21 protein-coding genes and 2 pseudogenes are annotated in these 22,441 nt (G+C 52.5%); 11 read left to right on the top strand and 12 right to left on the bottom strand.

Features of this window, described 5'->3' with window-relative positions; translation table 11 throughout:
- Positions 1-1,600: pseudogene (locus JQC72_RS05450) on the bottom strand (hypothetical protein); the annotation flags it as partial.
- Between the two features lie 278 nt (positions 1,601-1,878).
- On the opposite strand from JQC72_RS05450, the gene JQC72_RS05455 reads away from it, so the two are divergent.
- Positions 1,879-2,556 (top strand): C40 family peptidase, encoded by a 678-nt coding sequence (locus JQC72_RS05455; RefSeq protein ID WP_302104539.1) that lies wholly within the window; start codon positions 1,879-1,881, stop codon positions 2,554-2,556.
- 72 nt (positions 2,557-2,628) lie between these two features.
- On the opposite strand, the gene JQC72_RS05460 is transcribed toward JQC72_RS05455, so the two are convergent.
- From JQC72_RS05460 to JQC72_RS05480, 5 genes are read right to left on the bottom strand one after another with little or no spacing between them, the layout of a single operon-like run.
- On the bottom strand, positions 2,629-3,087 hold the full coding sequence (locus JQC72_RS05460; protein ID WP_205493578.1) for a GNAT family N-acetyltransferase: 459 nt from the start codon (positions 3,085-3,087) through the stop codon (positions 2,629-2,631).
- 5 nt (positions 3,088-3,092) lie between these two features.
- Positions 3,093-4,409: a YheC/YheD family endospore coat-associated protein gene (locus JQC72_RS05465; RefSeq protein WP_205493581.1), complete on the bottom strand. Its 1,317-nt coding sequence runs from the start codon at positions 4,407-4,409 to the stop codon at positions 3,093-3,095.
- Between the two features lie 15 nt (positions 4,410-4,424).
- On the bottom strand, positions 4,425-5,804 hold the full coding sequence (locus tag JQC72_RS05470) for a YheC/YheD family endospore coat-associated protein (protein ID WP_205493582.1): 1,380 nt from the start codon (positions 5,802-5,804) through the stop codon (positions 4,425-4,427).
- The gene (locus JQC72_RS05475; protein ID WP_205493583.1) at positions 5,801-6,925 is read right to left on the bottom strand and encodes a YheC/YheD family endospore coat-associated protein; all 1,125 of its coding nucleotides are present in this window, start codon (positions 6,923-6,925) and stop codon (positions 5,801-5,803) included. The genes JQC72_RS05470 and JQC72_RS05475 overlap by 4 nt, the downstream gene beginning before the upstream one ends.
- Complete coding sequence (locus JQC72_RS05480) at positions 6,922-8,358, bottom strand: YheC/YheD family endospore coat-associated protein (RefSeq protein ID WP_205493585.1); 1,437 nt, start codon at positions 8,356-8,358, stop codon at positions 6,922-6,924. The genes JQC72_RS05475 and JQC72_RS05480 overlap by 4 nt, the downstream gene beginning before the upstream one ends.
- A gap of 305 nt (positions 8,359-8,663) precedes the next feature.
- Between JQC72_RS05480 and JQC72_RS05485 the strand changes: the two genes are divergently transcribed.
- The 5 genes from JQC72_RS05485 to JQC72_RS05505 all read left to right on the top strand — a co-directional run bounded on the left by JQC72_RS05485 (position 8,664) and on the right by JQC72_RS05505 (position 12,632).
- Complete coding sequence (locus JQC72_RS05485; protein ID WP_205493586.1) at positions 8,664-9,359, top strand: metal-dependent hydrolase; 696 nt, start codon at positions 8,664-8,666, stop codon at positions 9,357-9,359.
- 166 nt (positions 9,360-9,525) lie between these two features.
- Entirely contained in the window at positions 9,526-9,810 is a 285-nt protein-coding gene (locus JQC72_RS05490; RefSeq protein ID WP_205493587.1) for a hypothetical protein, read from the top strand.
- 223 nt (positions 9,811-10,033) lie between these two features.
- Positions 10,034-11,347 (top strand): DRTGG domain-containing protein, encoded by a 1,314-nt coding sequence (locus JQC72_RS05495; protein ID WP_205493591.1) that lies wholly within the window; start codon positions 10,034-10,036, stop codon positions 11,345-11,347.
- A complete protein-coding gene (locus JQC72_RS05500; RefSeq protein ID WP_205493593.1) occupies positions 11,337-11,648 on the top strand; it encodes a hypothetical protein in 312 nt (103 codons plus the stop codon). Before JQC72_RS05495 ends, JQC72_RS05500 begins: the two co-directional genes overlap by 11 nt.
- A gap of 288 nt (positions 11,649-11,936) precedes the next feature.
- Positions 11,937-12,632, top strand: a complete 696-nt coding sequence (locus JQC72_RS05505) for a class I SAM-dependent methyltransferase (RefSeq protein ID WP_335342404.1) — start codon at positions 11,937-11,939, stop codon at positions 12,630-12,632.
- Between the two features lie 138 nt (positions 12,633-12,770).
- Here the strand turns inward: JQC72_RS05505 and JQC72_RS05510 are convergent, their stop codons facing one another.
- From JQC72_RS05510 to JQC72_RS05525, 4 genes are all read right to left on the bottom strand, one after another.
- Positions 12,771-12,938: a hypothetical protein gene (locus tag JQC72_RS05510; RefSeq protein ID WP_205493595.1), complete on the bottom strand. Its 168-nt coding sequence runs from the start codon at positions 12,936-12,938 to the stop codon at positions 12,771-12,773.
- A 153-nt stretch (positions 12,939-13,091) separates the two neighbouring features.
- Positions 13,092-13,463, bottom strand: a complete 372-nt coding sequence (locus tag JQC72_RS05515) for a YtpI family protein (RefSeq protein ID WP_205493597.1) — start codon at positions 13,461-13,463, stop codon at positions 13,092-13,094.
- Between the two features lie 85 nt (positions 13,464-13,548).
- A complete protein-coding gene (locus tag JQC72_RS05520; protein ID WP_205493599.1) occupies positions 13,549-13,737 on the bottom strand; it encodes a YtzJ family protein in 189 nt (62 codons plus the stop codon).
- A gap of 314 nt (positions 13,738-14,051) precedes the next feature.
- Positions 14,052-14,858 carry a class I SAM-dependent methyltransferase gene (locus JQC72_RS05525; RefSeq protein WP_302104541.1) on the bottom strand — a complete coding sequence of 269 codons (807 nt, stop codon included), beginning with the start codon at positions 14,856-14,858 and terminating at the stop codon, positions 14,052-14,054.
- Between the two features lie 288 nt (positions 14,859-15,146).
- Between JQC72_RS05525 and JQC72_RS05530 the strand changes: the two genes are divergently transcribed.
- On the top strand, positions 15,147-15,401 hold the full coding sequence (locus JQC72_RS05530; protein ID WP_205493601.1) for a hypothetical protein: 255 nt from the start codon (positions 15,147-15,149) through the stop codon (positions 15,399-15,401).
- 250 nt (positions 15,402-15,651) lie between these two features.
- Here the strand turns inward: JQC72_RS05530 and JQC72_RS05535 are convergent, their stop codons facing one another.
- Positions 15,652-16,173, bottom strand: a complete 522-nt coding sequence (locus JQC72_RS05535) for a sporulation membrane protein YtrI (protein WP_205493603.1) — start codon at positions 16,171-16,173, stop codon at positions 15,652-15,654.
- On the bottom strand, positions 16,173-16,499 hold the full coding sequence (locus JQC72_RS05540) for a YtrH family sporulation protein (protein ID WP_205493605.1): 327 nt from the start codon (positions 16,497-16,499) through the stop codon (positions 16,173-16,175). The genes JQC72_RS05535 and JQC72_RS05540 overlap by 1 nt, the downstream gene beginning before the upstream one ends.
- A 472-nt stretch (positions 16,500-16,971) precedes the next feature.
- Between JQC72_RS05540 and JQC72_RS05545 the strand changes: the two genes are divergently transcribed.
- From JQC72_RS05545 to JQC72_RS16815, 4 genes and pseudogenes are all read left to right on the top strand, one after another.
- Complete coding sequence (locus tag JQC72_RS05545) at positions 16,972-20,436, top strand: DNA polymerase III subunit alpha (RefSeq protein WP_205493606.1); 3,465 nt, start codon at positions 16,972-16,974, stop codon at positions 20,434-20,436.
- A 37-nt stretch (positions 20,437-20,473) separates the two neighbouring features.
- Positions 20,474-20,995 (top strand): phosphatidylglycerophosphatase A family protein, encoded by a 522-nt coding sequence (locus JQC72_RS05550; protein ID WP_205493608.1) that lies wholly within the window; start codon positions 20,474-20,476, stop codon positions 20,993-20,995.
- Positions 20,996-21,263: 268 nt separating this feature from the next.
- Entirely contained in the window at positions 21,264-21,479 is a 216-nt protein-coding gene (locus JQC72_RS05555) for a hypothetical protein (RefSeq protein ID WP_205493610.1), read from the top strand.
- Positions 21,480-22,213: 734 nt separating this feature from the next.
- Positions 22,214-22,411, top strand: a pseudogene (locus tag JQC72_RS16815) (DUF4260 family protein); the annotation flags it as partial.
- Between the last annotated feature and the right edge of the window lie 30 nt (positions 22,412-22,441).

A 22,441-nucleotide genomic window follows, 5' to 3' on the forward strand; every position in this document is an offset into this window, starting at 1 on the left:
AATCGGAGACGGATTCGGGTGTGAGATGTTTGGAGACAATGGTCTGCGGTGCGATTTTGGCAGTGTCGACGGATTGTTCGGCGAGGTGCTCCCGAGAGACGGCCCCGTTTTGGATATGATGTGACTGGATGGTATTGGGAGCGAGATGGCGCGTATGGACAGCTTGATCCTGGATGTGGGAATCGGAGACGGATTCGGGTGTGAGATGTTCGGAAACGATGGCCTTCGATGCGATTTTGCCAGAAATAACTGCACCGTCAGCCAATTTGTTGCTGTTGACGGCATAATCGATCAGTTTGTCAGTGGAGATGGATTCCGGGGACAACTTGGATGTAGTGATTGAATGATCCGCAATTTTTCCTCCGGTGACGGCATTTTCGGCAAGATGTTGTTCCTGCACGATCCCTTCCTGAAGATGGTCGGACTCAATCGATCGACGGTGAAGGTGTTTCGAATGAATGCTTTCTTTTTGAATGTGGTGACTTTGTATGGTTTGATCGTCCACCATATCGGACTGAATCGAACGAGGTGCGATTTTGGATTGGGTTACAGCGTTGTCGGCCAAATGATAATCGTGAATGGCACCTGGCTGCACATGTTCGTTGGAGACGGTTTTCCGTTGCAGGTGCTCTGTGGCAATCGAACCAGGAGCGATTTTAGATTGGGTGACGGCATGCTCCGACAGGTGGAACTCGGTAATGACGTTTTCGGCCAGATGTTTACTGATGATTGCTTGTTCAATAATCGCTTCACTGTGAACAGCTTCAGGTGCGATTTTGGAAGCTGTCACGGAACCATTGGCCAGTTTGGAGGTTGTAACGGATTGATCCGCCAGTTTGGCGTTGGTGATGGATTCGTTGGCCAGCTGTCGAGACTCGATGGAGCCGCTTTTGATTTTGTTTCCGGTAATGGCCTCATCCGCAAGATGGTCGGCTTCCACATGGCCCTTGACCAAGTGCTTGGAAGTGATCGATTTTTCTTTCAGTTTTCTGCCATCAATACTGCGATCAACCAACTTATCTCCCGAGACGCTGTTTTCCTTCAAGTGATCGGATTGAATCGCTTCCCTTCGTATTTTGTCGCTGGTAATGGTATCCGCCGCAATGTGGAACCCCCGAATTGCACCGGGTGCAATTTTCGGACCGGTAACAGCACCGTTGGCGATCTTGGCCGTGTTGACCGCACCGTCCGCTAAATGATCTTCGTTGACGGACTGATTTTGCAGTTTGGATTCGTCAATCGCGCGCCGGGCAATTTTTTCCGCGGTGACCGCACCGTCGGTAATGTCATCCGTGTAGATAAAGGCTTTGGACGATTGGGAATGGACGCGTTGTTTTTTTAGTTGTTGGGCGGTTTGTTTTGCTGCGGGTCCGCCGCTTTTGGGAGCGGGGGGGTCATCGTCGAAAAACGGTGACTCTATCGGCTTTTTGACCATTTCCTTTGCTCTCAGTATTTCTTCCTGTTCTTTTTTTATGATCTCCTCCAACACCTGTTCGTCAGCCAGTTCACTAAAGTCGCTCGATGGAAAAATCGGTTCCCTTTCCAACAAACGAGGCTGGATTTTTTTGTTGGAGAGGCTATTGGATTTCTTTTTCCTCATTCGTCTCTCCATCCTTTCGCATATTGAGTCAGTCATCTATAGGTATATTCATCAGGTACAAATGTGGAAACCATTGAACCTAAAAATGGGTGGTAACAAATGGTTTGGATTGAAGATATAGGATTAAAATTGAATGATTATACAAATATTTTCTTTCATTAGGTATGAATGGAGTATATTACATAAACCTGGTGTAGCGATTTATGTTACCATAGACAAGGATTTTAGGGATATCCTGAAATCTGTAAAAAATGGGAGACGGAGAAAAGGGGGATGTCATGCGTTTTCAACAAGTGTTGAAAAAGTCGTTGCTGTTGATGACTGTATCGTTGATGACGGTAATGGCACTGCCCGCAGGGATTGGTCATGCCACACCGCAACAAACTGCGGTGACGCCGTCCAACGCCAATGCATACAGCATGGTTCAAAAAATATTCCGCCAATATGGAATCAACCGAACATACGCAGAAAATCGCCAGCAACAGACGGTTGCCGATCGCCAAACCAATCAGCAAACGCAAACCGTTCCACAAAACAACAACTCAGCTCAAGCGAATCAAACCGAGTCAAGTGCTTCCCTGGCTGACCGGATTATCCAAACCGGGGAAAAATACCTGGGGACTCCCTACAAATATGGAGCGCCGTCCGGTCAAAAGCGATACTTTGACTGCTCGTTGTTCGTACAAACGGTTTTCAAAGAGAATGGCATCAATCTCCCCCGTTCTTCCCGTGAGCAAGCGCGGGTAGGTACGTTTGTGCCTCGGGGACAACTGCAAAAAGGAGATCTGGTATTCTTTAAGGCCGGGCGTTCGGACGGACAGATCGGTCACGTGGGAATCTACGCCGGCAACAACAAAATACTGCATACGTACGGACCGGGCGGGGTGCGTTACGACAGTATGAGCACCCCTTGGTTGGACAAGACGTATGTCACGGCCCGCCGCGTGATCCGATAAGACACGGACAAGCCCTTTGTTCCTGATGAACAAAGGGCTTTTGCTTTGGACCGCGTTTCGCCGAAATGGGATTCAGTCTGTTACTTCCGAAGGGTCCCAATTGCCGCCTGCCAGCCACAAGGTTGGTTTGCCCGTGGGGCCGCGGAACAGACGAAACGCCACCAACCCGGAGGAGAAGCACAATTTGAGGCTGGGGGTGTTATCGCAGGCAACGCGGGTATATACTTTTCCCAGTTCGTCCAATGCATGCCCGAGCAGGGTTTCCCCGATCCCCTTTTTTCGAAAGGCGGGATGTACGGCGATAATCGATTCGTCCAGCCCGTAGCGCCCAAAGACGATGATGCCGACAATCCGTTTTTTTTCAAAGGCGATGGAGGCCAGTGTGCCTTCCGGATATTGTTCGTCAGATAGTTGTTGAAGCCAGCGAAGTGCTTTGTGCGTGATTCGGTTTTCGCCATATTTCCGAAAAAAAGAGAGGATTTTGAGGCGGTATTGAGATAATTGCCGGGGAGTAAGCATTTGTACATGCACGGTGGTCATGCCTCCTTGCTTTGCTTGAATCCGCTGAGATAAAGACAGTAATGGATCAACCGGGCCAACGACAGGTGCCGAATGTCCGGTTCGTCGAATTTCATCGGCTTGGCATTGGCTTCAAAAAACCATAACCGCCCGTTTTGTTCGATGCCCAGATCCATCGACATTTCTCCCAGGTTGTATCGTCTTTCCGCCTCGATGTGGCGTGCGATCTTGAGTGCTGTCTGCTCGATCGTCTCCCGGATCTCAGTTTGGTGATCCCGAAACACTTCCTGCAATACTTCGGAAGCGGGTGCGATGGACCCGCCCATGGGAACATGTGTGGAAATGGCGTCCCGGCCGGCAACGCGAATGCCCAGGCCGGTGAATTGCCAACATCCCGTTCCGTCTTTTTGCAACAACAGTCGCAGATCAAAGGGTCGGTTGCGGTAAGTGGCCAGGGGGATGCCCTGTTGCAGGATGTATTTTCGTTGATTCGTCAGGGTTTTCAGCAATCGCCACAACGAGTTGAAATCAGTCCTGTGGTATCGTTTCTTGCCGTTTTGCGATTGATGGATCACTTCATACCTGTTTGGCTCGCGAATGATGCGGATCATATCCAACCCCGCCTTGCCGTCGACAGGTTTTAAAAACAGAATGGGATGGCGCTGGAATAATTGGCGGCATTCGTTTTCTTTGTCCCATTGGACCGTTTCGGGCAGATAGGGTTGAGTCTCTTTGGAGTTCACCAGATATTCGTACAGCATCCATTTATCGAAGAAACCGGGGTTAAACAGCCGAATCCCTGGCGTCTCCTGGAAGAATCGGATCGCGACCTGCTCTTCATGTCGTTGTTCCAAAATGCGGTTGGGGATGCGGTTATATACAATGTTGGGCATGGGCATGGTAGCTGGAATCCATTGAATTTTCTCCTCATGATCGTCCAACAGGTAACCCTGTACGGTGGGTTCGTGGGGATGGATGCCGCTGGGGGTAACGACGAAAACGGTCACCCCGATTTTGCGACCCATCCGGATAATGTCGATAAAATTACGTTTGTTTCCCCGGAAGTCGCGATTCCCGTCGGAGGTGAGGATGGCGACGAACGGTCCGACTCTGTATTCGTCATCGCTGGTGGGCAACACCCTGGCGGGAGTGTATAGAGTGTTGCCAACGTTGGTTCTTCTCTGTGCGACGGGAATTCTGGCTTTCCAGCCCGTTCCCAAAACAACCGACAATTGTTTGGGCAACGGTTTCGGCGAGTAGCGCGGATGTGGGATAAACGCGACGGGAGTGGTCGCATTTTGCCATGCCAACCAACCAGCATTCGCTAACGCCACCGATCAACATCCTCTCTACACAAAATTGGCGAGTCTCAAGCTGTATTCCGTGATATACCGGGCCGATTTGCGGCCGGCATCACGCAGGTCGGGGTGGAGAAAAATGTGGCGTCCCGGCTTGGCGTTGACTTCAAACAGCCATACTTGATGATTTCGATCGACGCCGATGTCCAGTCCCAACTCGCCGAGGGGACCGTCAATCTGCTCCTCCAGCACTTGCGCGATGCGGATGGAGGCTTCGTGGATTGCTTCTTTGACATACTGCTCCTCATCGCCGAATATCTTTTGCATCAGCGTGGATGTCGAAAGCAACTGACCACCGGTACGTACATGGGTGGTCACACTGCCGAAACCGGCCACTTTGGTGCCGATGCCAACCACCTGCCATTGACCGGATTTATCTTTGTGCATATGCACACGAAAGTCGACCGGACGGCCTTCATACTTGATCAACCGAATGCCTTGTTGCACCAGATAACGTTCAAAACGGTGCAATTGCTTGCCGAAATAATATTGGATCAGCTTATCCAGCGAATGGAAACGATGCAGGATATTTTTGTCCCCTTCGCGGAATCGGCAGTAATAGCCGCTTGTCGGATGCCGGGTGATGCGAAAGATGCCGAGGCCCAAGCTGCCTCCACTGGGCTTGAGATAGACCATTTGGTGCCGGTTCAGCATCTCCTGAATTTGATTGATGGAAGGGCAGAGGGCGGATTCGGGGATGAATGGAGCCGTTAGCGGGTGATTGTGGAGCAATTCATGGATGGACCATTTGTTGAAAAATCCTTGGTTGAAAACCCGGCAATCGGTCAACGATTTCAACCGGTTCAGGCATTGTTGGACGTGAGGCAGCGATTCGGATTTGCGATTGGGTACACGTTCGTAAATCACGTCGGGGAAAGGAGACGTCAGGCGTTCCCAGTGGTAGTGTCCCGACTTGTCTTTTCGAAGGAACCAACCATTGATAACGCCGCGCTGCCAATCGATCATTTCGGGAGTGAAAACATAAAAGTACGGTTTTTCATCCTGTCCGGCGACGAGGAAGTTGCGAAACAACTGTGTTCGGCTGCCGAATGGTGAAGTGATGGAGCCGGTAAAACCGGTTGTCAGGATGGCGAGGACCGGTCCCAATTTGATGCATCGGTTTTGGAAAGTGACCCGTACCTCGCCAAAGTAAGGTATACTGAGCTGTCGGGCGGTCGCAACCGGAAGATAAATGATCGGTGCACGCCGCCTGATGCTGATCACCCGCGTGATCAGCATTTTGTTTCCCAAGGAGATTTTGACGGATTGCCCGTTGTTGCATCCCCATTTTTCCATCAGCGGTTGTGTGAGGATGACGGCTTCGGTTGGGGCATTGGATAAAGGAAGTATGCGGCAGATAATGGAACTCATAGTGACCCTCCTACTTGCCCGTCCAACAGAGCCCGGGCATATCGCATCGGTAACTCAATGGAACGGCGTCGGATTTCTTTCTCACCGGTCAGCAGGAAAACGCTGCGCCCCGGTTTGGAATTGACCTCCAACAGCCAGACACGGCCCTGGGGATCGACACCGACGTCCAAGCCCACTTCCACCATGCGACCGTGTCGCGACTCGATCCGTATCGGCACTTGCGTAGACAACCATTGCAATTTCTCGAGGATATGTGTACGAAGTTCCGGGGCATAGTGGCGGGAAAAAAACGCTTCGGCCTTAACGGCTTTTCCACCCCCGTGAAGATTGGACGTCAGTGTTTGTGGTTTGCCCACGCGGACAGCCATGCCGGTTTGGACCCAATCTCCTCTTTCTCCTTTTTGCATCAGGATCCGGACGTCGAACGGTCGGCCATCTTTGGTACATAACGGCAGATACGGTTGAACAACATAGCGGGAGCCGTGAGTGAATCGTGATATCCACTGCTCCATTTGAGAGCGATTGGCCAAACGGTGATCAAACGTCTGATTGCTGCGTGTACGACCGCGCACGCGAATCCCGTCTTTTCCGGGGAGGATGGCCGCCACTCCTTGACCGTGACTGCCGCCGTTGGGTTTGATCACCGCGGAACGGTAGCGCCCCAGGATCGTGTATAAATCTTGCATGGTCGTAAGACATCGGGTTTCCGGAAGATGAGGTCGAAGATCGGGATCTTCGGCCAGAAACGTATAGGTTTGCCATTTTCCGCCCAGCGGCCGTCCCAAAAGGCGGATCTGGGGATCGGTGGCAAGTTTGTTGACGTAGGGTTTGTACTCCAGATAGTGACGAGTGTTGGAATAGTAACACCGATCGTAAATCAACATGGGAAGTGGATAACACGCAGCGATCCATTGCCCGCGTCGGACGGAATACCGCCAGGCTGAAACCGAACGCCGCGCCCAGTCGACGTCTTTGGGGCAAAAGACGATTACCCGTATTCCGAGCTTTTGACCTTCCCGCGTCAATTGTTTGAAATAGGCCGTTTCATGAAAAGGCGGGGTTCCGCGCGTCTTACAAACGGTGATCCCCAGTGTGGGCGTTTTGACCTGATCACCGTTCATCGGGATTTCCTCCTGACAGGTTTGGTTTGCGGTGTGCGCTTGATCTTGCGTCGCCCCTCGGCGGCAGAAACCAAACCGCAGAGGTGGCAGGTGTAATCAATCAGCCGCGAGACGGACGGCCGGGTGGTCAAAGTGGGATTCGTCACCGTATCGTCAGTCTTGGACGGTTTGGAATTGATCTCCAGTAACCACAGTTTTCCCTGAATGTCCAACGCCAGGTCGATTCCCAGTTCTGCGTAATGACCGTCGGCCAACCGTTCAAATGTCTGGGCGATCTGTATGGCTTTGGCGCGAAGCTGAGCAAGCGTCGGCTTGTGGGGAACGTGCAGGTTCAGCAACACTTCGCCTGCTTTGTGCAATGTGCCGCCCCGAGCGAGATTGGACACGATGTCCTGATCGTTGGCGACGCGTCCCACTGTGGACGTGACCGCCCATTCTCCGCGAATGTTCTTTTGCACCAACACGCGAAAATCGATTGGACGTCCATCTTTTCTGACCAGTGTCAATCCCTGTTGAATGATGTAGGGAGACCGTCTGATACGTTGTTGCAACCACTTCACCGCTACCGGCACGGACCGCAATGTTTGCGTCAGATTGCGCGTTGCAGACGTGTATTGGCAAGTGATGACTCCACCATGGTTGGTGACGCGAAATATGCCGTTTCCCAGGCTGCCATTGGTCGGTTTCAGGTACAGACAAGGGTATTTCATCAACATGATCCGCAGGATATTGGGAGAAAAAGGATAAGTTTCAGGTAACATGGTCCGAATTTTCGGATCCTGTTTCAATATGTCGTATACTTGTTGTTTGTCAAGAAAGCGCTCGTTGAAAATGGAGATATGATGCAGATTGCGCAGACGCTGGATTTTTTTTTGCAGTTGCGGTTTCGCTTCGATGCGGCGGGAGGTGATCCGGTTGTAAACCACATCGGGCAGTGGAAGCAACGCCTTTTGCCACTGATTTTGCTCGTATATCCATCCCCGAACCGTTTTGTCCTTCAAGAGGATCTCTTCCGGTCGGAGAACGGTCACGACAACACCGCGATTTTTGCCGGCGAGGATGCATTCCTCCAGAAAACGGGTCATGGACCCGAAAGGTTGGTCCATTTCGGTTGCCTGAACATCTTGGTTGATCAGGATGCCGAGGATGGGTCCGAACCGCAACACGCGTCCCTTCGGATCATATCGCGCGTTGGTGGACAATGACTGTGTCAGGTGGAGGTGGTGCGCCAGCGAAGCGCTGATGCGAATCAGAGGGCTTTGGGTTTGGGTCAATGCGACGAGACCTGTTCCGGCGGCCGAACCGAAGGCGGTCCAGATGGTGTAATGCTCCAGATGGAGCTTTTGGGCCAGATGACGGCTGATGACCATGTTCATCTGCGGGGGAAAGTATCGGTTCGGCACGATTTGAATTTGTACGCGATGTTGCCCCATGACGATCCCCTTCCGCTGTATTTGGCTAATGTATCGTATGTAGGCATGTATATGCGGGTGAAAAAAAGGGGCTTGCCTATCAGACAACCTGCACGTGCGGAGAGGGGCTTTGTCTCGTCCGGCAAACACGTTACAATGATAGAGAAGTGACCAGGGTGTGTCCGGTCAATCATCCATAAGGCGCCAACACGTTCGAACCCAGTCGGTTTCCTTTCAGGGCGCAGGTTTGTAAAGCCGGGACAGGTGATGGACCATATTCATCGGACACGCTCAAAACCAGGAAAAGATCGGGAGGGAACATCACAGTGAAAATCCTGTTTCACGGGCACAGCTGTTTTGAGTTGGAACACGGCGACAAACGCGTGATCATCGATCCGTTCTTGACGGGCAATCCCAAAGCGACTGCCAAACCGGAAGACATCCGCGTGGATGCCATTCTGCTGACCCACGGACACGGGGATCATGTCGGCGACGCCCTTCAAATCGCCAAGGAAAACGACGCCACGATCATTGCGCCGTTCGAGTTGGCCACATGGTTGGGATGGCAAGGAGCCAAAGTGCATCCCTTGCACATCGGCGGAGGGAACACGTTTGATTTCGGTCGCGTGAAATTGACGCCGGCATTCCACGGCTCCGGCTTCACCCGTGAAGATACGCAGGAAATCATCTATCTCGGCATGCCAGCCGGACTGATCGTCACCATGGGGGACTTCACCATTTACCATGCGGGAGATACCGGTTTGTTCTCCGACATGAAACTGATCGGTATGCAACATGAAGTGGACGTGGCCATGCTGCCGATCGGCGACAATTTTACGATGGGACCGGAAGATGCATTGTTGGCGGCCGAATGGGTGGGTGCCAAACGCGTGATTCCCATGCATTACAACACCTTCCCGTTGATTGAGCAGGATGCCGACGCTTTCGTGAAACGGTTGGAGACGAAAGGCATCCGGGGCGTCATCCTGCAAAGCGGGGAATCGATCGAACTCACCCGATAAAAAAATGTAAATGCGATGTAACGTGACTGTAATCTACTTCTATTACGATTAAAAACAGGATGAAAACCCCCTTCATTGAGACGGAGCCACACCGTCTCTTTTTTTTTTTGCATGCCTGCCGAGGTTGTACGTACAATGTAACAACGGCGTGCGGGAGGGATGTTTCATGTTGCGGAACAAGCACGGCTTATCGCTGGTGTTGACGTTGGCGATGATGTTGCTGGCGTTTCCCCGTCTGCCGTTTTCCGCCGAGTGGGGATGGGGTACATGGTTTGCTGTGTTGTGGACGTCATTGGCCGTACTCGTTGCGGCGGCAAACGGCTGGATGGCCTGGCGGACGGAGCGGGAGCGCGAGCGGCGGGAAGAATGGGAGCGGAGACAACGATGGCTGGAAGTACAGCGGGCATGGAACCATCGTTTGTCGAGCAGACAGAGGCGGCGTATGGGGTAGGACGAGTTGGTGAAACTTATGCCGGCAAACAACCGATGAATGAAGCTGGAAACCTGCGGAAAATGCCGCGGGATTCATTGTGTTTCAGTTTGAAACGAAAACTGTTACTTGGTAGAGAGTTAAAGGAGAGTCGAGACTCTCCTTATTCTTTTTTGGACTGTATTTGATTTGGTGTATAATGTTATATAACAGGATCAACAATTCGGGGAAAGAAGGGATGCGCATGCCCACCAAACATGAACAAATTTTACAATATATTGAGCAATTGGAGGTCGGCCACAAAATCTCCGTTCGTCAGATCGCCCAGACGCTGGGTGTCAGCGAGGGGACGGCGTATCGGGCAATCAAGGACGCCGAGGTTCAAGGGCTGGTCAACACGATCGAACGGGTCGGCACGGTACGGATCGAGAAAAAGCAACGTTCGGATATCGAGCGGCTCACGTTCGCGGAAGTGGTCAATATCGTCGACGGTCAAGTGTTGGGCGGTCGGGGCGGATTGCACAAAACCCTGAACCGGTTTGTGATCGGTGCGATGAAACTGGAGGCGATGATGCGGTATGTGGAACCGGGCAACCTGTTGATCGTAGGCAACCGGGACAATGTGCATCGCATTTCCCTTCAGCGCGGCGCGGCAGTACTGATCACGGGCGGGTTCGATACGACGGAGGAAGTGAAGGCGCTGGCCGACGAGCTGGAGTTGCCCGTCATCTCCTGCAGTTATGATACGTTCACCGTGGCGTCGATGATCAACCGTGCGATTGACGATCGATTGATCAAAAAGGAAATCCTTTTGGTGGAAGATATGTTGTCCCCGGAGCGCAAGCCAGTCGCTCTGCATGTGAACGATCAAGTGGCACGGTTCCATGAGAAGGTGCAGCAGACGGGACACAGCCGTTATCCTGTAGTGGACGACGGCAACAGGGTGGTCGGTATGGTGACCACCAAGGATGTGATGGGGCACAATCCGGAAGAGCGTCTGGAGAAGGTTATGACCAAACAGCCCATCACCGTGACGCCAAAAACCTCGTTGGCATCAGCCGCCCATGAGATGGTGTGGGAAGGGATCGAACTGTTGCCCGTGGTGAACGAACAGCGCAAGCTGTTGGGCGTGATCAGTCGCCAGGACGTGATCAAATCGCTGCAATACATGTCGAAACAGCCGCAGGTGGGGGAAACGATCCATGATCTGATCTTCCAGGGGTTCAGCGAAGTGCGGGACAAAAATGGCCAGGTCGCGTTTCGGGGCGTGGTGACGCCGCAGATGACAGATTCACTGGGGACGCTCAGCACCGGGGTGTTGACCGCCCTGATCACGGAGGCGGCCAATCGCGTCCTGCGTCGTCAGCGGCGCAGTGACCTGGTGTCGGAAACCCTGACGATCTATCTGTTGAAGCCGGTACAGTTGGAGAGCGAAATCGTGCTCGTCCCGCGTATAATGGAGATGGGACGCAAGTTCGCCAAAGTGGATATGGAAGTCTACCACGAGGAGCAGTTGGTTTCCAAAGCGTTGGTGTCGGCGCAGGTGTTTGAACGGTGATGAATCAATGTCATGGGAGCCGGAATCCGGACTTGTTCAGCAGTCAGGTGTATGGAAAGCGGCTCCCGTTTTCAACTTTGCCCCCAACACATTTTTGCTGTCGGATGTGAGCGAAAGAATCAAAGACACGCCGGAACAATGCCCCTCTGAAGTTGAAGCGATCTGTATTTCCGCCGAGTCCATTCCATTCTTCTCTTCTTTTTCCATGTTCTTCGCGATGGCCTCCAAATGCGTTTCGAACCTTTTACACCATCCAGACGATGAACCAGATGAGGGTGATGGGAATGCCGATGAAGAGTAGCAAACTGATCAACTGAAAAATCGAGGTGATGATCTCGAAGCCCATTGAACTTACCTGCGCCTTATGTTCATAAACCTTCTCAAGAAAATACCATTGAGCCAGCCCGTCAAACATGGGAGTTGCATCTCCTCTCTTTTCTTTTTTCTGAGGTGTCCCATCACTCCGGATAAAAAATCACCTTGACCAAGGAATAGTCTGACATTATCTGGAAAAATAATAAAAAATTTCGGTTTATCCATCATCCAAAGATATGAAAATTAATTCTTTTTCAACAGGAGTGAACAACCAGTGGACAAAGTGATTCGCTATTACCAGTCATTTGATGAGTGGGGACGTCTCGATCGGGAACCTCTTGAGTTTCACATCAATTGGCATTATATCAAACGATACCTTCCACCAGGCAGATGCATATTGGACAATGGAGCCGGCCCTGGGAAATACTCAATGGCATTGGCCCAACACGGATATCGTGTGACCTTGACGGATATCACACCTCGGCTGGTGGACATCGCCAGAAAAAAAGCGGCTGAGCTCGGGTTGATGGATCAATTCGACGGTTTTTTCGTGGCAGATGCCAGAGATCTGAAACAATGGAAAGAGGGACAATTTGACGCCGTTTTGATGATGGGGCCATTGTATCACCTGCAGGCAGAAGAGGAGCGGATCGCAGCGGTGAAGGAGTTATACCGCGTTACCAAAAAAGGTGGGATGGTATTTGTCGCATTCATGTCCAGAGTAAGGCATGTGCTCCAATCGCTGTTGGCACCGCAGCAATGGAAGCCCCACGATCAGATGGACACGATCCGTCAATTTATGAAGACAGGCATTTTTGATCACCATGACGAAGGACGATTTACAGGCGCATATTATTTTCCCATCGATGAGATCCAACCGTTTATGGAGAGCCATGGATTTGAGACCTTGCGCTTGATCGGTTCAACCAATCTTGGGGCTGTTTTTACGTCTGAGCAGTGGGAATATTAGCGGAATCGCGGGGAGAAAGAATTTGAAAAGCTGCTGGATTTACTGATTGAACTGGCAACAGACCCCTACCTACTCGGCGTATCGTCCCACTTATTATATATTGGCAGGAAATAAGCCGCTACCAGCGGCTGCATTCACTCATATCGACGTCCTTTTTGCGGCTCGAACCCGTCGAATGCCATCCAACAAGCAACTTACGCCCAATGCCAGTTTCAGCCACGGATGAGCGTCGTTGGTAACCCCCTCAATCAGAGACATGGAAAGAAAAAGCATGCCGATATAGACGAAAAATTGTCCCTGGGTCATCTGTTGTCGTCTCCTTCCGCCCGGCGGAACTTGAAATAGAGCCGGATCAGCAGGACAAAAGAGATGACAGAGACGAGGATGCCGACCAACAGGAGCAAACTGCTCAAGATCATCCCTCCAAAAAAAGAAAAAAGGCTGGTCAAAAACCGTTCGTTATTCACGGGCGGGATCAGTTTCGTTGTTAATGTCAGGGTCGCTGCCGTTTTGGGTTGCCTTTTCCGCAGTTTCGCTTTCCCGATCCAACAGCGTGCGAAAATGGCGGTAATGTTTGATCCCGTAATACAAGTTGATCAAGCCGATCAACAGGATCAATGTGTTCAACAAGGTACGCAACCATGCACCGCCCGGAGTGGCAAAGTGCATGCCGGCGATGGCGAGAAACATGACTCCCATACTGATGTTCATTTTGGCTTGGTGAAAGCCGCGGCGGTTTCCTTCAGAACGGCGGGCAGCCATGTTGTAGATGAAGACGAGAATCGCTGTCACAATGATGATGGCGACGAAGAACGACAAAAGCGTTTTCATGACATCCTCCTACAGACAACAAGGATAGGTATACAATAGAAAGCCGCCACCGTGACGGGTGGAGGCGAAACTTGTGGAAGTGCTGTCAACCTTCCTGTTTTTCAGGGATGAACCAGTACCCATGCGGTGTGCGGTCGATATGAACCGGAATGTCCAGGTTGGCCAATTCCTTTTCGATCCACTGGGCCACTTCTTCCGTTTCCGCATATGCGGAATAGCCCTTTTTGATCTTTTCCAATTTGGCTTTGGCCAAGTGTTTGCGACTGATGATCATGGTGGTTCCCCCTTTCCTTCTAGTATCATCATACCGTGAACTACATCGCCATTGAAATGGCGAGCTTCTCGCTTCATCTGGTGCAGTGCCCTGCATCCATCCACGAAGGCACGTCCAATGCCTGGTTTGGTTTCGTTTACCGAGTTTTCACTCGGATATCGTTTTCAGTGTTTCCGCACTCATCAGTATTATATTGTTGCTCCAAGCATCCCCGCAAGGGGGATACCGAGCAACGCTCGCTTTCATCTGCCCCAAGAAATGGGGAGGATTCTCACTCGCTAATCCTAAAATGAAAAGATTTGCGACACGTTTTGTCAACCGGTCACAGCATTGTCAGACCTGGGTTCCTCACTGTTTTTGGTTCCGATGACAGCGAACACGCGATGGGGGATCATAAGCGGGTCAGGGTAGGAAGCCGATAATATCCTTTGCAACTCAGCATCAAAGGAGACGACTTGCTCAGGAGGCAAACTGGCTCCGATACCGGCGCTGGCGCGAATTCTCCCTCTCCAGCTTTCATGTGTGTACGGCACGTTTACATCGAACGAGAACGATTCCATGTCTTGAAATCCGGCTTCCGACAAGTCCGTCAACCATTGAGGGTAAATACCCGTCCCGCCGCCTCCTTTCCATTCCGGATTGTATTGCAGAATCAGCTGTTCGGTGACGGACACCACACTTCCGGGAAGTGGCAGCCAGTCGAAGTGAACAATCGCGATTTTTCCGCGGGGTTGGAGTACCCGGTACACTTCCCGGGCGGCTTGATCCCTTTCAAACCAATGCCAGCATTGACCGGCTGTCACGACATGAAAGGAACGGTCCGGAAATGGAAGTTTTTCCGCCCTCCCCTGAACATAACGGATGGTGATATGCTGTTCCCGGTCCAATTGCTCAGCGGCGGTTAACATTTCGGCGGATGGATCCATGCCTGTCACTTTTGCTCCTTGTTTGGCCAGGGGCCGGGCCAGGTATCCCGTGCCTGTGCCGATATCCAGGATGGTTTGTCCAATGTGTCCGATTCCGTAGTCTTTCAGGCGGGAAAACAACGTTTCCGGATAACCTGCCCGATATTTTACGTAATCGTGAGAGGTCTTGCCGAAATCCACTTTCATGTCGGTCATCCCTTTTATCCTATGTTGTATAAACAAACTGTGGAATAGCACGATATCCCGTATTCAAGTTTATCGCTCTTGCGATTTAGCAATATTTTCGGAAGCTTCCGTTTGCGATTTCACGCCTCGACGATGATTCCGCTTGTATGTTGATTTTGATCATACAAAATCACATGTTTTTCCATATTTCAGTATACCGCTTCCAGGGAAGACGGGCAAGTTATCCGATATTTGAAAAGGAACGAATGGGGGGAGATGCCGAAACTGTGATAGAAGAAATTGCAGGGAGGCAAGAGGATGAAAAAGTTTGCCTGCAGAATATCGGGTGCGTTACTGATGGTTCTTGGTGTGCTTTGCTTATGGAAGTTTGTTGAGTTGATCAACACACCTGTTCATGTCGGGGTGGAATTGCATTTTTACGGGTTTGAGATCGATAAAACGGTTCCTGAAGGAGATATCCCCATGTATGCAACCAGCTTTTTGGCAATGGGAGCGCTTTTTTCGACTGTCGGCGGGTTGCTGTTGAAAAAGGAACCCGATCCTGATCCGTGAGTGAGGAAGAACGGGTCAGAACTTCTCAGCTTATTGGATGCACGGAAAAAATCTGTTGTGTTGAAGAGGGCTGCTCATGCAGAAACAGGTTGATCACTTGGATAAATGAACAAGGATACCACACCGACAGGATCATGGTTTTGGACTCGCTTGAGGCCATTTTGTCCCATGTCGAAGCTGGGATCGGGAGAAAAAAATAACGTCCACAGGATGTGGACAAAACGGTCAGATGTACTCTCCCTATGACACATTATTCATCCGGGGGAACATCCTGCGCATCAATCCAGACTTTGAGATCGGAATCCACCAGGGTCACATATTTGACGCGAAGTTGCACCGCACTCGCTTTGGGATCGGGCAAACGGATCGTTCTGCCCTGCAGGACGGAGTCCAGCAAATCCGGGTTGCGTCCCAACCACTCGATCGATTTGCCCACGAACGGTTGCAATAATTTCTCCACTTCGGCTTTGATCGTTTCCTGCCCGAAACGTTGCGGGGTCAACACTTCCACCTGAATTTTGCGAATCTTGCCGGCGGCTTCCCTGCGCTTGGATTCTTCGTGCGTGAGCCGGTCCAGTTCCGTTTTGAGACGCAAGATTTCCTTCTGCTTTTGGTTGTTGGCATAGTACATGGCATCCCGTTCCAGATAAAAACTGTCCAATTTTTCTCCCAGATAGACCAGCATACCGGCGGCACCGATCAGGATACCGAGGATGAACACGACCCAGATGCGGGGATGGGGGCGGAATCGACCGTACATGTGGCGTCTCATCATCCGTTCCCCTGGATGAGCCAGCGGATCAGGACCGTGCCGACATGGGCGCCGAAAAACGCACTGAAAATGAACACCATCTGTTGAATCACCTGGTTCAATTTTCCTTCGAGAATGTGGACCTCAAATGTGCGGATGGCATCAAACGTGCCTCCGATCGCGGCCACCATCGCCCAGATTTTGAGTTGCTCCGCCAAGTTGATCATCGTGTCCATCGGCGGCTTTCCGCCGATGACGGCGCCGATACCTCCCAGCAGTACCCCGCCCAGAACGACACCCAAGGCGATGAAAAAATCCAGCACGGTCGTGGATGCGAAATGGCTCATGTCGATCCCGTCCTTTGGTACATGATTTCCCCGTTCCTTTGTCACCACTTATATGAACCAATTCCGGAAAATATGTGGACAAGACCAAACGGACCAACAGGGAGCGAGCAGGAATCGAACCATGATGAAGCGGTCCGACAAGCGCGTGGCCGCTGCCTTTTCCGGCCCGCTTCACCCGCACCCTCCCAAGGAAGCGGGTTATGTCCGTTCCGACCCGGCGCGCAGGATCCGGGTAACGTACGAGTACGCTTCGCTCAGAGGAAATTGCCCGCGCGTTCATCCCCGTGCTTTCCGGGTTTCGCCGGGCCGGGCTTTGACAAGTCACTCGCCCGGGAAAGCATTTGCTCCCTTCACGGATTTACCGGACACGCCCTGGGCTACATGTTCTCCCGCCGTTTGGCGGCACGTTTCGTCCCTGTGCGGGGATTCGTTATAATGAGGGGGAAAAGTCGGAAACCGGCGGGTGGTTCAAATGAATACCTCGTTCGTGCATCTGCACGTACATACCGAATACAGTTTGTTGGACGGTGCCGCCAGGATCGATGCACTGGTTGAGGAAGCCCGGCGGCTCGGTATGCCGGCGTTGGCCATCACGGACCATGGTGCCATGTACGGGGTGGTGCCGTTTTACGAAGCATGCCGGTCTGCGGGAATCAAGCCGATCATCGGGTGCGAATGTTATCTGACGGACGGCGATTTGCATGAACGTCCGTCCCCGCGGGATCACCGGATGTATCACTTGTTGCTGATCGCCAAAAACAACGAAGGCTACCGCAACTTAATGAAACTCTCCACGATCGCCCATCTGGAGGGGTTTCACTACAAACCCCGGATCGACAAACGCGTGCTGCGGGAACTCTCAGGCGGCTTGATCGCCACCAGCTCCTGCCTGGCCGGGGAGATTCCGCAGGCGATTCTTCAGGATCGGTACTCGGATGCGCGACGGTTGGCAAGGGAATATCTGGAGATCTTCGGAGAAGGCCACTTTTTTCTCGAGCTGCAGGATCATCGCATGCCGGAACAGCAAAAGGTGAACCGGTTTTTGATCGAGCTGAGCCGGGAAACGGGTATTCCGCTGATTGCCACCAACGATGTGCACTACCTCAGACAAGAGGACCATGGTGTGCACGACTGTCTGCTCTGCATCGGTACTGGGCGGCGTTTGGCAGATGAGGACCGGATGCGGTTTCCGTCGGATCAGTTTTACCTGAAATCGGCGGAAGAAATGGGCCGTCTGTTTGCCCATGTGCCGGAAGCACTGGCCAACACCGTAAGGATCGCGGAGAAGTGCCATGTGGAGATTCCGCTGGGACAACGGTTATTGCCGCGATTTCCCGTACCGGACGGGGAGACGGCCGCTTCGTATTTGCGGAAGTTGTGCGAACGCGGCTTGCGGGAGAGATACGGAACCCCCACCGCGGAAGCGAAGCGGCGGCTGGACTATGAGTTGTCCGTGATCGAGCGGATGGGGTTCAGCGACTATTTTTTGATCGTATGGGACTTCGTTCGGTTTGCCCGTGAGCAGGGGATCATGACCGGACCCGGGCGCGGATCGGCGGCGGGCAGCCTCGTCTCATACGTGCTGCGGATTACGAATATAGATCCGATTCGGTACGGTCTGTTGTTTGAACGCTTTTTGAACCCCGAGCGGGTTTCGATGCCCGACATTGACATCGACTTCGATTACGAGCGGCGGGATGAAGTGATTGCGTATGTGACGCGCAAATACGGCGCTGATCGTGTCGCCCAGATTATCACCTTTGGTACGATGGCTCCCCGTGCGGCGGTACGGGACGTGGGCCGGGTGATGGGGTTACCGTACGCCGATGTGGATCGGGCGGCGAAACTCATTCCGTCGGCACCGGGCATGACGCTGGAAAAAGCGTTTGCCGCGGAACCGCGGTTGCAACAGCTGTGCGACGACCATCCCCGGATTGCGGAGTTGATGAAGGTTGCGCGGCAGGTGGAAGGGCTTCCCCGTCACGCTTCCACGCACGCCGCCGGAGTGGTGATTGCCGATCAGCCGTTGACGGCACACACACCGTTGCAGGAAGGGCATGATGGAGGCAGGCTGACCCAGTATCCGATGGAAGTACTGGAGAGGATCGGGTTGCTCAAGGCCGATTTTCTGGGATTGCGCAACTTGACGGTGATCGGGCGGGCGATCGAGTTGATCCGGGAGCATCACGGCAAATCAATCGATTTCAGCCGCATGTCGTACGATGATCCCCAAACGTACGCGCTCCTTTCCCGTGGTGAAACGATTGGCGTATTCCAATTGGAGTCGGCGGGGATGCGAAAGGTGCTCCGGGAACTGAAACCTTCTCACTTTGAAGATCTGATCGCCGTATTGGCCTTGTACCGTCCGGGTCCGATGGATCAGATTCCCCGGTTTATCCGTGCCAAGCACGGGTTGGAAAAAGTAAAGTATCCGCACCCCGATCTGGAGCCGATCTTGCGCGATACCTACGGGATTATCGTCTATCAGGAACAGATCATGCAAATCGCCGCCAGGATGGCCGGATTCACTTTGGGGCAGGCCGATCTGCTCCGGCGGGCCGTCTCCAAGAAAAACCGGGCGTTGTTGGACGAACAGCGCACCGCATTTGTAAAGGGATGTGTCGCCAACGGATATGACGAGGAGACAGGCGAAAAAGTGTATGACCTGATCGTCCGATTCGCCGACTACGGATTCAACCGCAGTCACTCCGCCGCTTATGCCGTGCTGGCCTACCAGACGGCGTATCTGAAGGCGCATTATCCGTTGGCGTATATGGCTGCTTTGCTTACAACGGTGATGGGCAGTCACGGGAAGATGGCCGAATACATCGAGGAATGCCGCCGTATGGGCATTGACGTCCGGTTGCCGGATGTAAACCGAAGCGCTGCTGCGTTCTCGGTGGAAGACGGTGCGATCCGCTTCGGACTGGCCGCAGTCAAACACGTGGGCAAGGGTGCGATCCGCGCGTTGATTCGGGAGCGGGAAAAGCGTCCGTTTCGCGACTTGTTTGATTTGTGCGCGCGGGTGGATTTGCGTGTCTGCAATCGCAGGGTACTGGAAGCGCTCATCCAATGCGGAGCGATGGACGCGTTTCCCGGTCACCGCGCTCAATGGCTGGCCATGTTGGATGAAGCGATGGAGTACGGCACTTCCGTGCAGAAAAACCGGTCCGACGATCAGCTGGGATTGTTCGGGGATGACGAACCCGTGAAACCGCGTACCCGTTTTTCCTACGAGAATGTCACCCCGTTTTCGGAAAAAGAGAAGTTGGAGCTGGAGCGGGAATTGCTGGGATTGTACGTATCCGGCCATCCCCTGCAACCTTACCGCCGCGTGATCGAGGCGTATGCCACCCATACCGCTGCGCAACTGGATGAATGCCGCGAATCGGAAACGGTGACCGTGGCGGGCGTCATCACCGAAGTGAAGCCGATCACCACAAAGCGCGGCGAGGCGATGGCGTTCGCAGAGATTGAGGATGGCGGGGTGCAGGTGGAAGTGATCCTGTTCCCCCGCGTGTTGGAGCGGTATCGTGCAACGGTGCGACTGGACCGGCCCGTGCTGGTGACGGGAAGAGTAAACCATCATGAAAACGGCGTCAAGATTTTGGCCGACAAGGTGGAAAATTTGGAGGCATTGGCCCAACGCCCTGATGTCGCCCGACAAACGGACGACCGGCGTGCGTATGTCCGCATCCCGGCGGATCGCGAGGAGAAAAACCGCTTGGAAGCGTTGAAACGCGTTCTGCTCGCCCACCGCGGAGAGGTGCCTGTTTATCTGTATTATGAGCGTACGCGAAAGCTGCTGGCGCTGCCCACCGAGAAATTCGGCATCGAACCCACAGACGAATGCCAAGCGCAAATCGAGGCCATCCTAGGAAAACACGCGGTTCAAATCGTGAGACGAAGTGGTACCACGTCTCCCTCCGGCGCATAGGATAGGGAACGATTCGTTTTTGGAAGAGGTGGGTGGCGTGTTTTATCGCCATGTGGTCAAACTGTTGGAGCAGCGGGGAGTGTCGCTGGAAGCGATCGGGAAGATCGTCTACGAGCTCCAGCGGCCCTACAACGATACATTATCCTTGGATGAATGCGTGGAAAGCGTAGCTCACGTCCTGAAAAAAAGAGAAGTCCAGAATGCGCTCCTCACGGGAATTGCCCTCGATGAACTGGCGGAAGCAAAGAAATTGCCGCAACCCTTGCAAACGATGATGGAGATCGATGAGCCGCTTTACGGTGTGGATGAAATCCTGGCGCTCTCCATCATCAACGTGTACGGGACGATCGGACTGACCAGCTTCGGCTATTTGGACAAAATCAAAGTGGGCATCTTGAAACGGTTGAATCACCGAAGCGACCGCATCCATGTATTTTTGGATGATCTGGTGGCCGGAGTGGCGGCGGCCGCTTCCGCCCGGATCGCGCACCGTCACCCCGACATGGAGCGATATGAGGCGGATAGGGATGAATCCACCGGACTGGATAAGGATCAATAAAGGAGAATCCGTACAACAACACCGGCTTCCGGTCGCGCGGAAAGCCGGTGTGGTGTTTTTTGTTGATAGATCTTTTCCAGATGATGAATTTTTCTCTTTTCATCTTTTTTCAAAATCCCTTTCCTATTACAATCGAATTAATATTGTGTATTTTCGGTTATGATGTTGTTAGGTTCGATGGCCAAAGGGGAGGGACAAACGCGGTGCTGTTATCCAAGATGGAAAGGGCGTTGAACGAGCTGTTTCGAGAGAAGGTGCCCAAGCATACGTGACCGGTGAGATTCATTGCCGGGTGGACAATGACTACGGCAGAAGGCGCTTTCGTGAGATGATGGACTACGTCCCTGCAATTCTGATGTCCTTGATCGGTGTCTCCCATGCAGCATCGAAGTTTTTGGTGATGAAGACGCAGATGCGACAATGGTTTGAACGGGAATGCGGGGTGGCGACAACCTTGCTTGAGCAAAATCAGTGGTGGCGATAATGGATGACGACAAACCAAAGCAGATGCTTGGAAGGAATCGGAACTGGTGATGAAACCAAACAGGGATGAAACGTGATGTCCGTACAAATGGTTATGGTGCGGGAACAAATGGATGTTGAGTCTGCCGGGTATCGGAGACAAAACGATCCGTGAAATAGTGGAATTGACGATAGACCCATTTTTATTTGGCCGGGCAAAAGTATCAAACACAGATCGGAGAGGTATTCAAAAAATGTTGGACTGGATTTGACACTCCACACGGCTAAAGTACCACAGGCACTCCCTATGGTCGCCGTGGGATTCTTGAGTGGTTAGCGCCCTCAGTCCATTTCTGTTTCGGGCAACCCTCAAGCTAGGGGGTGTGTCATCACCCCGTCCCATATGGTTCTGCGCCACCGGGCACATGTACCCACATGGGCGGCGTACCTGCGACCAACGGAAGTGCCCGTGGTATTACCAGTACGCTAGTTCTTTTTGCTCACTCTCATGGTTTCATCCAGTGGGAGAGATTTGTTCGCCACTGGAACCTCATACCATGACGTACACAGGAACAAGCCCACTACCAGTGGATGAGCACCGCTCATACGTTCGATTATACAACAAATTGGTTGCTCTTACCATCCCCAAAAGGGGATACCGAGCAACGCCGCCTTTTCATCCCACGATTCAAATACCCCTAGGGTACTTCCTATGGTCGCCGTGGGCTTTCAGACGGCTTTTTCTGTAAACGCACGGGAAGTTGGATCTACAACGCGGGGCATACGTACCTGTTACCATTGGCGATTTTCGCATTGGGTCACATCAGTGCATTTCCTTCTTGGATCATCCCGGTTTCATTGATTTGGATTGCCCACATCGGTATGGATCGCTTCTTCGGCTTCGGACTAAAATATCCGGAGAAGTTTTCCAATACCCATCTGCACCGGGCGTGACAGAAAGCTGTGACCCACCTGGAAAATGAA

The sequence above is a fragment of the Polycladomyces zharkentensis genome (assembly GCF_016938855.1).
GTDB lineage: Bacteria > Bacillota > Bacilli > Thermoactinomycetales > JIR-001 > Polycladomyces > Polycladomyces zharkentensis.